The following is a 12,699-nucleotide window of genomic DNA, read 5'->3' on the forward strand; positions in this document are numbered from 1 at the left end:
CGGGAGTTGGCGACACACGGCGGCCGGTGCAGGGGAGGCGTGCCCCTCGGTTCACCGCGCCAATTGGCCGAAATTCGCCGCACCGGCGGCGACCGTACGCGGCAGCCGTACGCGGCGACCGCTCGGCGGCGCGTAGCGGGTCCGCGAGCGAGGCGTCGCCCGCGCACGCGAGCGGGCGTCAGCCCCTCGCCGTCCCTTTCCGGGCCGTTCAGCCGCGGTCCAGATAGGCCAGGACCGCCAGCACCCGGCGGTTGTCGTCGTCCGACGGCGGCAGCGCCAGCTTCCCGAAGATGTTGGAGGTGTGCTTGGCGACCGCCCGCTCCGTGATCACCAGCCGGGCCGCGATCGCCGCGTTGGACCGGCCCTGCGCCACCAGCTCCATCACCTCCACCTCGCGCGGCGTCAGCTTCGCCATCGGCCGGTCCCGGGCGCGCCGCGACAGCAGCTGCGAGATGACCTGCGGATCCATCGCGGTCCCCCCGGAGGCCACCCGGCGCACCGCGTCGACGAACTGTTCCGCGTCGAAGACCCGGTCCTTGAGCAGATAGCCCACCCCGCCGCTGCCGTCCGCCAGCAACTCCCGGGCGTACAGCTGCTCCACGTGCTGCGACAGCACCAGCACCGGCAGCCCCGGTCGGGCCTTGCGGGCGTGCAGCGCGCACTGCAACCCCTCGTCGGTGAACGACGGCGGCAGCCGGACGTCCACCACCGCCACATCCGGCTCCAGTTCGGCCAGCGCCCGGCTCAGCTCGGGTCCCGACGCCACCGCCGCCACGATCTCGAAGTCGAACGCCTCCAACATCCGGACCAGCCCGTCCCTCAGCAGGAAGAGGTCTTCGGCGATCACTACGCGCACGGGATCTCCATCGTCACCAGCGTCGGGCCGCCCGCGGGAGAGCTGACGGCGAGGGCGCCGTCGAATGTACCGAGCCGGCGCTCCACCCCCCGCAGCCCGGACCCTTCCGTACCACCACCGGCCGCCGCGGGACGCACCCCGGCGCCGCCCCGCCCGTTGTCGCACACCGTGACCAGCAGCCGCCCGTCGACGTGCCGGATGTCCACCTCGACCCGGTCGGCCCCGGAGTGCTTGGCGGCGTTCGTCAGCAGCTCACTGACCGCGAAGTACGCCGCCGACTCCACCGGCGCCGCCAGCCGCCGCGGCAGCTCCACCGTCACCTCCACCGGGACCTCCGCCCGTAGGGCCAGCGCCCGCACCGCGTCCCCCAGGCCGCGCTCGGCCAGTACCGGCGGGTGGATCCCGCGCACCAGGTCGCGGAGTTCGGTGAGGGCCTCCGCGGACGACGCCCGGGCCCGGCCCACCATCTCCTTGGCGCGCGCCGGATCCTTCTCGATCAGCGCCTCGATCGTGCCCAGGCTCATCCCCATCGCCACCAGCCGCGCCTGCGCCCCGTCGTGCAGATCGCGCTCGATCCGGCGGAGCTCGGCCGCGGAGACGTCCACCGCGTCGTGCCGGGTCTCGGTCAGCCGCGCCACCCGGGCCGCCAGCTCCGCCTTCGGCGGGGTCAGGAACGCCGCCGCCAACTGGAAGTGCGCCCGCAGCAGCGCCGGGTTGGCTCGCCACGCCAACGCCAACAGCCCCGCGCCGAGCACCGGCGCGACCGCCAGCAGCACCGGGTGGTCGGTGGTCAGCGACCCGAAACCGAGCAGTTCGCTGCCCAGTCCGGTCAGCCCCTGCGCCGCCGGCAGCAGCACGAACCCGGCACCGTAGACCAGCAGCGACGACGGCAGCAGCGCCAGCGCCAGACCGGCCGTCAGATCGACCAGCAGCCACAGCAGTTCACGCCACGTCGCCGGGTCCCGGAGCAACACCGCACAGCGCCGCCACTGGCCCACCGGCCCGCGCCGCAGCCCCGGAGGGAACGGGCGGTACCCGGCCGGGATCCGCACCCCGGTCTGCTCGTCCGCCCACACCCGTCGCAGATCGGCGTAGCCGCGGGCCCACGACAGCACCAGCGGCGTGGTCAGGATCCCCACGCCGATGACCATGAGCGCCATCGACAGCAGGATCAGCACCAACAGGACGACCGATCCCGCCTCCACCGCCACCGCCAGCGCCAGCCCCCTCGCCGCGACGACCAGTGTTCTGCGGACCCTCATCCGTACGCTCCCTGGGCTTCACGCGACCGGACCTCGGGCGCGGGGACAGTCTGCCGCGTAGGAGAACGCCAGGTCATTGGGTTGCGCACCCCTGAGGGGGTGTACCCAGCACCACCTACGGAGGCTCTGATGAGCACGGCACCCACCACGACCCGCGGAGCGGGCACCCCGGACACCCACGCCCCCGGTGCAAGCACCGTTCCCCAAGCTCTCAACTCCTCCCCCACTCCCAACTCCGTTCGAGCGGGTGGGCCCCCATGCGCAGGGGAGGCCCCGATCACCGGAGCGGCCGCCGCCGCACAGCCCGCCGCCCCGGCCGCCGCCCCCGACTACACCGCACTGATCGCCGACACCCCCGCCCTGGTCCGGGCCGCCCAGCGGCTGCGCCACCAGGTCTTCGGAGACGAGCTGGGCGCCACCCTCGACAGCTCGCTCCCCGGCCACGACATCGACCCGGTCGACGACCTCGCCGACCACCTCGTCGTCATCCACACCGCCACCGGCGCCGTCGTCGGCACCTACCGTCTGCTGCCCCCGGGCCGTAGCCAACGCCTCTACTCCGACGGTGAGTTCGACCTCACCGCCCTCGACGCGGTGCGCCCCGCCCTCATCGAGGCCGGCCGCTCCTGCGTCCACCCCGACCACCGCAACGGCGCCGTCATCAACCGGATGTGGGCGGCCCTGGCCCGCTACACCCTGCTCTCCGGCCACCGCTACCTCGCCGGTTGCGCCTCCGTACCGCTCGCCGACGGGGGCACCGCCGCCGCCCACGCCTGGGCGCTGGCCCGCACCCGCTACACCGCGCCGCCCGCGTTCCTGGTCGCCCCGCGCCGCCCCTGGCACCCCACCGCGCCGCTGCCCGAGCGCCCCGCCCTCGCCCAACTGCCCCCGCTGCTGCGCGGCTACCTCCGCATCGGCGCCTGGATATGCGGCGCGCCCGCCCACGACCCGGACTTCGGGGTCGCCGACTTCTTCACCGTCCTGGACATCGAGCAGCTCGGCGACCGCTACCGCCGCTTCTTCCTGGGGGAGCGGTGAACGGCCCCTTCGACGTCAGCGCGGTCTGCACCCCGCACTGCGCCGCGCACACCGCCCGGCCCGTCCCGCTCCCCGGAACAGCCCGCCGCGCCGCCGCGTTCACCGGCGCGGTGGGACGTGCCCTGGCGGCCGGCCCGCACCTGGCGGACCCGGTACGGCTCGGGGCGCACGCCCGGGCGTTGCTGGCGGCGCTGGCGGTCGGGCTGGAGGTCCGCGGGGCGGGCGCGACGGGCCGGCTGTCGGTTCCCGGGCCGGAGGAGCGCGCCCCCGGCACGGCCCGCGTCCCGGGCACCCTGATCGTCCTCAACCACGTCTCGTGGCTGGACATCGTCGCCCTGCTCGCCGTCGAACCCGCCGTCCTGCTCGCCAAGCGCGAGGTCGGCCACTGGCCGCTGGTCGGCGGCCTGGCCCGCCGCGCGGGTACGCACTTCATCGACCGCACCAGCCCCCGCCAACTCCCGCGCACCGTAAGGGAGCTGTCCGCGCTCCTGCTCGCCGGCCGTTCGGTGGCGGTCTTCCCCCAGGCCACCACCTGGTGCACCGCCGACCAGGGCGGCTTCCGCCGGGCCACCTTCCAGGCCGCACTGGACGCGGGCGCCCCCGTCCGCCCGGTCACCGTCGACTACGCGCAGCAGGGCCGCCCCACCACGGTGGCCGCCTTCTGCGGCGCCGACACCTTCGCCGCGTCCCTGCGCCGGGTGATCGCCGCCCGCGGGCTGACCGTACGGTTCACCGTCCATCCGGCGCTGCCGACGGCCGGCCGCGGCCTGGACCGCCGCGCCCTGACGGCCGCCGCCGAGCGGGTGGTGCTCGGCGGCGGCCGAGCGGCGCTCGACGCCGGCCAGGTGCCCGACCGGACCGGCCAGGTGCCCGACCGGACCGGCCAGGTGCCCGACCGGACCGGCCAGGTGCCCGACCGGACGGGTCAGGCGCTCGGCACGTACTTGTAGCCGACCCGGCGGACGGTGACGATCGATCCGCGGTACTCGACGCCCAGCTTCCGCCGCAGCCGGGCGACGTGGACGTCGACCGTGCGGCCGTCGCCGACGTGTCCGTAGCCCCACACCGTGGTCACCAACTGGTCCCGGGTGTGCACCCGGTGCGGATGCGCGACCAGATGGGCCAGCAGCTCGAATTCGAGGTACGTCAGGTCCAACTGCCGGCCCTGGACGTGCACGGTCCGCTGCTCGGGGTCGATCCGGACGGTCTGGTCGCCGGTCCGCGCCTCCGCGGCGGGCCCGGCGGGCGGCTGGGGCGCGGCGGGGGCCTGCTCGGCCGGCACCAGGACGAGGTAGCCGACCATCGGCGGCTGCCCGGGCAGGGCGGGCAGGCTGTGCTGCGGCGCGGGGAGCCAGGTCGCACCGGAGTGCAGCAACTCGGCGACCAGCTGGGCACTGTGGCGCGGAGCACCGCCAACGGGGGCGGTGGCGGGTGAGGGGAGGGCTTCGTCGGGTGCGACGGCGCGCAGCCGGTGGCGGTGGAGCGGATGCGGAACGGCGGCCGTGGCGGAACCGGCAGGAACGGTACGGAGATTGGTCATCGAACGTCAGCTCTTTCGCGCAGGGGATCGTCGGGGGACGTCATGCGCGCGGGCAGGGCTGGGGACACCGGTCAGCGGTGTCGGAGAGGGAGGTGCGGGCCCGCGCTCAGTGCGCGCGGCAACACAGACGGTCGAAAGCGTGCGCCTGCCGGGACGGCCAGAAAGGCTCAAGGTCGCTGCGACCCGTCGCGGTATCAGTAAGGCTGGCCATGGCCCTATTGAACCAGACAGTCATAGATCTGTCTTTCACACCGCCCCCCGTGGTGACGCGATCCCGCCGCGCGCCGGCCCCACGGTCCGCTGCGCCGGTGACGGGCCGGCCCCGACTGCCCGTGCCCGTACCGGAGTTGTGGACCGGACCGGTCCGGCGGCGCTCCGTCCGGTGGCCGGAATTCGCCCTCGGACGGGTATCCCGGCGGCCCCCATGGCCACTCCGAGCACCAGCGCCGTCAGATGTCCGGCGTCGGTGAACGTCCGGCCGCGGCGGACCACCGGCATCGCGCCCAGCGCCAGCAGCCCGCCGGTCGCCGCCGCCCGCGCGCCCCGGTGCGGCAGCGACGCGGCCAGCGCGCCGAGGGTGGCGTAGAAGCCGTAGCTCGCCCCGACGTCGATGGCGTGCGCGGTGCCGCCGGTCCCGCCGGGCGCCTCGGATATCTGCGGTGGGGTGGCGGCCCGTCGGGCCCCCGGGCGCGCCCGCAGACCGGCGTGGACCAGCAGGCTGGCGCCGAGGTGCCCGGCCGCGAACACCGCTGCCGCGCGCCCGGCGCCCCACCGCGCCTCGGCCGTCCCGAGCGTCGCCAGCAGCGCGGCCCCGTACGCCGCCGGCAGCGGCTCCTCCACGAGGGCCGCGCTGGTGGCCAGCGTGCTCCACCGGCCGGCGCGCAGATTGGCCACATTGGTGGAGTGCGCCCGGAGCAGCTCGGTGCGGCGCGGCCCCGGCAGCCGGGCGGTGGCACACGCCCCGAGGTGCAGCGCCCCCACGTACAACGGCGTCACCCAGGGCGGCAATCCGCGCCACGGCCCGCTCCGCACCCGGTGTCCGCCTTTGGTTCCGTACATCCCCGTGCCCCCTCCTCGTCGTCGCCTCACACCCCGGCCGGCAGCCGCTTGCGCCACTGGAGCGGGGTGACCTCGATGACCTTCGCCGGGTCGCCGTTCCACTCCACCGCCAGGCCGGCGTCGGTCAGCGCGGCCGCCACCGTCCGCCCGACCGCGGCGCCCTCCGCCCCGGAGTCCGCGTACGCGCCGTAGCGCACCGAGAGGCCGTACCCGTCCGCCGCGGCCGCGGTGTCCTGGTAGTGGAAGAAGGCGAAGCCCCGGTCGCCGTCGGCTCGTTCGGCGCCTATCTCGGCCAGTCCGCAGCCGCTGCAACAGGTGAAGTTCATCCGGGCCGTGAGCCCCTGCGCGGTCAGCGCGCCGAACGCCCGCGCCACCCGGTCCGGGTCCGTCTCCCGGGGCCACTGCGCCTGCTCGGCGAGCCGCTCCTCCCACAGGCCCGCCACGATCCGCCGCGCCTCCTCCAACGTGACCGGGGTCCCGTCGGGGTCGAAGGCGTCGCACACCCCCTGCGCGACCTCCTCGGACGTCCGGAAGCCGGACCGGATGTCCGTGCGGGCCTGCCGCTCGGCCGCCGCGCGGGTCGCCGGATCCAGCCCGGGCGTGGCGTACAGGTCCGCCGGCCGCCAGTCGAGCGCGGTCCGCCAGGACTCCGGGCCGCGCGCCCAGGCGAGGAAGACGTCGGTGACCGCGTCGGCGTCGGCGCATTCGGCCCGGAAGTGCCGGTCCGGTCCGCCGTCGCGGTACTCCACGGCGAACGGTCCGTCGCCCTCCCGCCAGGTCTGGAGGAAGACGTGGTCCGCGCCGGGGATCCGCTCGACGACGGCGAAGTGGTCGCCGTCGGCGCCGAGCCGCCGCAGCAGCGCGGCCAGTTCGTCCGCGGACGGGCGGGCGAGGGCCGGTCCGGACTCGGTCGTGACGGTGATCGCAAGCATGGGTCCAGCGTGCCATCCGGCACTGACAACCGGCCCCGGCCGTGCGGTCCGTGGCCGCCCGCCGGTGCTGTCCGGGCATGCGGAAGGGGCCGGACCCGCCGGTCCGGCCCCGTTCGGCCCCGCGCTCCGGCGGGCGGTGGGTCACACCTGCGCGCGCCGCTCCAGCTCCGTGCAGCAGGTTTCCACGATCAGCCGCGTCACCACGTACGGGTCCACGTTGGCGTTCGGCCGCCGGTCCTCGATGTAGCCCTTCTTCTCGACCTCGACCTGCCAGGGGATGCGCACCGAGGCGCCGCGGTCGGAGGCCCCGTAGGAGTACTGGTGCCAGGGCGCGGTCTCGTGGGCGCCGGTCAGCCGCTCCTCGATGCCGGTGCCGTACTGGCGGACGTGCTCCAGGGGCTTGTCACCCTCGCCCAGCGCCTCACAGGCGGTGATGATCGGGTCGTAGCCCTCGCGCATCGAGCGGGTGGAGAAGTTGGTGTGCGCGCCCGCGCCGTTCCAGTCGCCCTGGGCCGGCTTGGCGTCCAGGGAGGCGGTGACGTCGTACTCCTCCGCCGTGCGGCGCAGCAGCCAGCGCGCCACCCACATGTGGTCGGAGACCACCAGCGGCGCCAGCGCGCCCACCTGGAACTCCCACTGGCCGGGCATCACCTCGGCGTTGATGCCGGACAGGCCGAGGCCGGCCGCCAGGCAGCGGTCGAGGTGCTGCTCGACGATCTCCCGGCCGAAGATCTCGCCGGCGCCGACCCCGCAGTAGTAGCCACCCTGCGGAGCGGGGAAGCCGCCGCCCTCGGGGAAGCCCAGCGGGCGGTCGCCCTTGAGGAAGGTGTACTCCTGCTCGATGCCGAAGATCGGCTCCTGCCCGGCGAAGCGGTCCGCCACGGGGCGCAGCAGGGCCCGGGTGTTGGAGGAGTGCGGCGTGAGGTCGGTGTTGAGCACCTCGCACAGCACCAGCAGGTGGTCGCCGCCGCGGATCGGGTCCGGGCAGCTGAACACCGGGTCGAGCACGAGGTCCGAGGAGTGGCCTTCCGCCTGGTTGGTGCTGGATCCGTCGAAGCCCCAGCGCGGCAGCGAGCTCGCGTCCGTCAGGATCCTGGTCTTGGAACGGAGCTTGGCGGTCGGCTGGGTGCCGTCGATCCAGATGTACTCGGCCTTGATGGTCACGGGGGTCCTCTTATACGGGTCGGTGCGGGTACGCGTGCGGGCGTACTGGAGCACTCTTGCAACAGGCCGTTTCCCGTCCGTTGCCCGTATGTGAACCGCAGGTTACCCAGTCGGACATCCTCTGATTCTGCGACGATTCGGCGCAAAACGCCTAGCATTCCGTTGTGTGGCGCTCAGCCGTGCTCCCGCAGCAACCCCTCGAACCCCAAGTGTCGGACCCGGCGCATCAGTTCCGCGGCGTCGATGCCCAGGGTGGCCGCGGTGTCGCCGACGTGCCATGCGTGGGCGGCGAGCTGGTGCAGCACGTGGCCGCGCCGCACCTGCTTGTCGGAGAGCCGGAACGTCATGAGATACGCCACCTCACCCCGTTTGTCCGTGATGACCTCGCCGATGTGCTGCGGACGGTGCAGCGCGAACGGCGGCAGGAACCGGGACAGCCGGAACCGACCCATCCGGTACACCTGCCGCACGTCGTACGACGCGTCGAGCAGCTCCCCGGCCATCAACTCGGCGTGCTGCGCCTCCCACTCCTGCCGGGCCCGCTCGGCCGCCGCCCGCAGCTCCCCGAGCGAGGTGACGTACTCCCCGCCGATCCGGGCCGAGAACTCCGGCACCGGCCCGCCGTACAACGCGTACTGGTACATCAGCTCGCCATAGAGGTGGTGCAGCAGCGACGGGTGCAGCGCCCGGTAGTCGTCCGGGTGCGGCACCACGAACGCGGTGGCCAGCGCGTCCGCCACGTACACCAGCACCCCGCACTGACCCGGGTGGATCTCGAAGATCCGCAGCGCATCGGCCAGTCCGGCCACCTCCTCGCCGCGGTACGCCGTCTCCGCACGCGGTGACAGTCCCGCCCGCACCGCCCGGTGGGTCCACTCCTCCCACACCACGGACGGGCCGCCGAAGTGCAGCGCCAGATAGCCGTCGAGCGCCAGGTGGAGCGGCAGGAACCGCAGCCCCGCCGGGCCGGCCCCGTCGCGCGCCGGTCGCCGACCGCGCTGCTGCTGCCGCTGCACCAGCTTGCGCGGGAAGTGCAGCGGCGCGCAGGCCACCGGGCGGCTCCCGTCGCTCAGCTGCGCGCCGTACGAGGCCGCCGGCGACCCATCGGCCGTCCAGTTCGCCACGAAACCATGCGGAATGTACGAGGTGTACGCGGCACCCCGGTCCGCCGCCACCGTGGCCGGCCCCCCGCCCCCGTACACCTCCCGGTGCAGCCGCAGGTCCTCGACCGGCACGTCACGCACCAGCGGAACCAGCCGGACCGCACCCCACACCTGCGCCGGACGGGCCCGCAGCCCACCCAGATCCAGCCTGCTCACCCCGCACCGCCCCTCGTACCCGCCGCGGCCTGGGCCGCCCACAGGAACTGCCGCACCCGCTCCTCCAGATGGGCCCGCAGCTCCGCCAGCCCGGTGCGCCCCTCCGCGAACCGCGCGAGCTGCGCCAGCGCCGGAAGGTCCTCCGCGCGCCGCACGCCCACCGTGGGCACCGCGGCCGACAGCCGCCGGACGGTGAAGTCCGCCGCGTCGTACACCGGGTTGAGGTGCAGCACCGCAACCTCGCCCCGGGGGTCGAGCCGGGTCCGCCACACCCGTAGCACCTCGCCGGCCAGACCGGGCGGCGCGTTGTCCCAGCCGTCCGAGACGATCACCAGCCGCTCCGGCCCGGTCTCCAGCGCGTCCAGCACCCGCGTCCCCAGGGGCGTCGCCCCGTACGGGTACACCAGGAGCGCGTCCGCCCGCCGCGAGGTCCACAGCGGGCGATATGTCCCCGCCAGCGCTTCCAACAAGAAGTGACAGGCCAGCGCGACCGCCAGCGGGCGCTGCCGCTTCTGCCCCGACCCCGTCGCGGAGAAACTGTCGTCCAGGACGGCCGTCACCCGCCCCCAGGTGCCCGCCCACGCACCCGCCGCGCGCCGGGCCGCCGCCCGCAGCGCACCGGTCAGTTCGGCCCGGCGCGCGACCCGGTCGTCCAACGGGAGCCCGAGGACGTACGACGCCAACCGGGTCAGCGGCAGGGCGGCCAGATCGGTCGCCACACTGGCCCGATGGGTACGCGCCGACCCCTGGATCCGCAGCCGCTCCAGTCGGGTCATCCGGGGCGCGATCCGCTCCAGGAAGGCGCGGCGGTCGATCCCGTGCCGGGCGGCGAACCCCTCGGCCACCGTGAACGGCAGTGCGTACAGCGCGGCCTGCTCGTAGTGCGCCCGCCGCCAGGCATCCAGCAGTGGGGTTCCGTAGTGCGCGCGCCGGCCCGGCGCGAACAGGAAGTCCCCCAGCTCACCACCGGCGAGACCGGCCAGCGGCAGGTGCGCGTGACGCGCCGCCCCCGCCAGCCCCGCGCGGTACTTCACCGCGTCCAGCGCCGGGTCCGGGCGCGCGGCGAGCCAGTCCCGCATGATCGCGCGGGTCCGGCGGTTGTTCACCCGGGCGTCCCGCAGCGCCCGGAACAGCCGGTACACCCGAGGGGCCGGCAGCCGCGCCAACCGGGCCGCGATCAGCCGCCCTTCGGTGCGCCGCTCCTCCGGGGTCGCCGCACCGGCCGTCTCCAGCAGTCGGCGCACGATCAGCGCCGCGTTGTGGTCGTTGACGTCCAGTGCGAGCGAAGCGGCGTACAGGGGGCGGTAGTTGCCGCATACGTAGGCGTGCAGGAAGTCCAGCGACATCCGTTGCTCCGCCGCGTCGGACCGGAACTCGCGCTGCCCGGTGGCGGTGACCGCGGCATTCACGAACAGCAGCACGTCCTCGGCCGCCAGCGCCTCCGCCCGCGTCTCCCGGCTCCCCACGGCGTCCCCCCGAACCCGACTCTTCCCCGTTGCTGGAAACCGGCCGGGGAATAGGGGCGCGAACAGCGAATCGTTGCTTGACAGAGCAGGTCCGGAAGTCGCGCCGGAGTCCCGCGGCCGGCCCCGGGAACCTAGCACCGGCACCTCCGCACGGTCATGCGGAATCCCACCGTCACTGCGCCACCCGCTACCCCCTCCGGGCGCCACCTCATAACGCCAACTGCATGATCACATGGCGCATTTGGTCATGGAATACATGACCAACCCCGCCTAACGTCACAACCAACCGAGATGTCCCAGACCGCCCGCCCGAAGGAGCCCACCATGACCACCCACCAGTCCACCACCCCCGCCCCTCCCGCATCCCCCGACACCACGCCCTTCACCAGCTACGTCGACCTCGTCCTCACCGCCCTCGCCCGCGACCCCGACCGCCCCGCCGTCACCGCGGCCGACGGCCACGAGGTCACCGCCGGCGCCCTGCACGCCACCGTCCACCGCATGGCCGCCGTCCTCCGCACCCACGGCGTCGGCCGCGACCGGACCGTCTCCCTCCTCAGCCGCAACCGCCCCGAAGCGCTCGCCGCCCGCTACGCCGTCAGCCTCCTGGGCGCGCGGGTGGTGCTCCTCTACGACGGGATGGCCGCCGAAACACTGTCCGTGGTGGCCGAGAGCGCGGAGACCGCCGTCCTCCTGGTCGATCCCGAACTGCACGACACCGCCCGCGCCCTGCTCGACGGACTCACCGGCCCCCACCCCCGGGTCATGACCTTCGGCCCGCTCACCGCCGGCGCCGCCCCCCTCGGCCCCGACCTGCTGGCCGACTGCGCCGCCCTCCCCGCCACCCCGGCCGTCACCGGCGCGGCCCGCCCCGAAGACGACTGGTGCATCCGTCACACCGGTGGCACGACCGGTGTCCCCAAGGGCGTACGGATGGCGCACGGCCCGATGGCCGCGATGCTCGGCGGCTTCCCCTGGGAGGCCGCCGGCGACCCGCCCCGCCTCCTGGCCTGCACCTCACTGGCCCACCTGGCCGGCATCGTGGCCGACGCCACCCTCGTGGCCGGCGGCAGCGTCGTCCTCCACCAGGACTTCGACCCCACCGCCGTCCTGGCCACCGTCGCCCACGAACGCATCACCCACCTCTGGCTGCTGCCGCCGCTCCTCTACCGCCTCCTGGACGACCCCACCCTCCCCACCACCGACCTCAGCTCCCTCACCCGCATCTCCTACGGGGGCTGTCCCGCCTCCGCGCCCCGGATGCGCCAGGCGGCCGAGGTCCTCGGCCCGGTCCTCTACGGCTTGTACGGCCAGTCCGAGGCGCTGTCGATCACCGAGGCCGGTCCCGCCGACCACGCCGACATCCGCACCGACGGCCCGATGACCGTCGGCCGCCCGATGTCCGGGGTCACCGTCGCCATCCGCGACACCGAGGGCCGCGACCTGCCGCCGGGGGAGAGCGGCGAGATCCACGTCCACTCGCCCGGCGTGATGAGCGGCTACTGGAAGCGCCCCGACCTCACCGCCCAGGTCCTCCACGACGGCTGGGTGCGCACCGGTGACGTCGGCTACCTGGACGCCGACGGCCGCCTCTACCTCGTCGACCGCCTCAAGGACGTGATCATCGTCGTCGGCGGCCACGTCCACCCCGCCGAGCTCGAAGACCTCCTCCACACCCACCCCGCCGTCGCCCACGCAGCCGTCTACGGCGTCCGCACCCCCGACGAGACCGAGGAGGTGCACGTCGCCGTCGTCCCCGCCCCCGGCCACCCCGCCGACGCGGTCTCCCTCACCGCCCTCCGCGCGTTCATCACCACCCACAAGGGCACCCTCTACGCCCCCACCGCCGTCCACGTCCTCGACGCCATCCCCCTCACCCCCGTAGGCAAACCCGACAAGAAGCTCCTCCGCACCCGCACCGCCCCCACCTCCCGAACCGCCCCGGAACCCACCCCATAAAACCCTCCCTCCCGCTTCCTCCCCCGCACCGGCAAATCCCCCCTGGCCAGGGGCTTTTGTCAGTGCCCGGCGGTAAAATGGGAACCAGTAAGTGAGGGTTCATC

The 12,699-nt window shown here is 74.4% G+C and carries 11 protein-coding genes; 3 read left to right on the top strand and 8 right to left on the bottom strand.

Going from position 1 to position 12,699, the window contains the following annotated elements:
• Positions 1-208: 208 nt before the first annotated feature.
• Positions 209-856: a LuxR C-terminal-related transcriptional regulator gene (locus ACFVT2_RS25375; RefSeq protein WP_390021594.1), complete on the bottom strand. Its 648-nt coding sequence runs from the start codon at positions 854-856 to the stop codon at positions 209-211.
• The gene (locus tag ACFVT2_RS25380; protein ID WP_390021596.1) at positions 847-2,118 is read right to left on the bottom strand and encodes a histidine kinase; all 1,272 of its coding nucleotides are present in this window, start codon (positions 2,116-2,118) and stop codon (positions 847-849) included. The genes ACFVT2_RS25375 and ACFVT2_RS25380 overlap by 10 nt, the downstream gene beginning before the upstream one ends.
• A gap of 129 nt (positions 2,119-2,247) precedes the next feature.
• On the opposite strand from ACFVT2_RS25380, the gene ACFVT2_RS25385 reads away from it, so the two are divergent.
• Together ACFVT2_RS25385 and ACFVT2_RS25390 are read left to right on the top strand one after the other, a co-directional pair.
• Entirely contained in the window at positions 2,248-3,156 is a 909-nt protein-coding gene (locus ACFVT2_RS25385) for a GNAT family N-acetyltransferase (protein WP_390021597.1), read from the top strand.
• Positions 3,153-4,106 carry a lysophospholipid acyltransferase family protein gene (locus ACFVT2_RS25390; RefSeq protein WP_390021598.1) on the top strand — a complete coding sequence of 318 codons (954 nt, stop codon included), beginning with the start codon at positions 3,153-3,155 and terminating at the stop codon, positions 4,104-4,106. The genes ACFVT2_RS25385 and ACFVT2_RS25390 overlap by 4 nt, the downstream gene beginning before the upstream one ends.
• Here the strand turns inward: ACFVT2_RS25390 and ACFVT2_RS25395 are convergent.
• The 6 genes from ACFVT2_RS25395 to ACFVT2_RS25420 all read right to left on the bottom strand — a co-directional run bounded on the left by ACFVT2_RS25395 (position 4,082) and on the right by ACFVT2_RS25420 (position 10,636).
• Positions 4,082-4,696 (bottom strand): winged helix-turn-helix domain-containing protein, encoded by a 615-nt coding sequence (locus ACFVT2_RS25395; protein WP_390021600.1) that lies wholly within the window; start codon positions 4,694-4,696, stop codon positions 4,082-4,084. The two genes, ACFVT2_RS25390 and ACFVT2_RS25395, sit on opposite strands and share 25 nt — an antisense overlap.
• 246 nt (positions 4,697-4,942) lie before the next feature.
• Complete coding sequence (locus tag ACFVT2_RS25400; protein WP_390021602.1) at positions 4,943-5,755, bottom strand: rhomboid-like protein; 813 nt, start codon at positions 5,753-5,755, stop codon at positions 4,943-4,945.
• A gap of 26 nt (positions 5,756-5,781) precedes the next feature.
• Positions 5,782-6,687, bottom strand: coding sequence for a DUF6891 domain-containing protein (locus ACFVT2_RS25405; RefSeq protein WP_390021604.1), 906 nt, complete (start codon positions 6,685-6,687; stop codon positions 5,782-5,784).
• 141 nt (positions 6,688-6,828) lie between these two features.
• Positions 6,829-7,851 carry a glutamine synthetase gene (gene glnII / locus ACFVT2_RS25410; RefSeq protein WP_390021606.1) on the bottom strand — a complete coding sequence of 341 codons (1,023 nt, stop codon included), beginning with the start codon at positions 7,849-7,851 and terminating at the stop codon, positions 6,829-6,831.
• 173 nt (positions 7,852-8,024) lie between these two features.
• Positions 8,025-9,170, bottom strand: a complete 1,146-nt coding sequence (locus ACFVT2_RS25415; RefSeq protein ID WP_390021607.1) for a hypothetical protein — start codon at positions 9,168-9,170, stop codon at positions 8,025-8,027.
• A complete protein-coding gene (locus tag ACFVT2_RS25420) occupies positions 9,167-10,636 on the bottom strand; it encodes a hypothetical protein (protein WP_390021609.1) in 1,470 nt (489 codons plus the stop codon). The genes ACFVT2_RS25415 and ACFVT2_RS25420 overlap by 4 nt, the downstream gene beginning before the upstream one ends.
• Positions 10,637-10,960: 324 nt before the next feature.
• On the opposite strand from ACFVT2_RS25420, the gene ACFVT2_RS25425 reads away from it, so the two are divergent.
• Positions 10,961-12,595: an AMP-binding protein gene (locus ACFVT2_RS25425; RefSeq protein WP_390021611.1), complete on the top strand. Its 1,635-nt coding sequence runs from the start codon at positions 10,961-10,963 to the stop codon at positions 12,593-12,595.
• The last annotated feature ends 104 nt before the right edge of the window (positions 12,596-12,699 follow it).

This window comes from Streptomyces sp. NPDC058000 (assembly GCF_042886435.1).
Classification (GTDB): domain Bacteria; phylum Actinomycetota; class Actinomycetes; order Streptomycetales; family Streptomycetaceae; genus Streptomyces.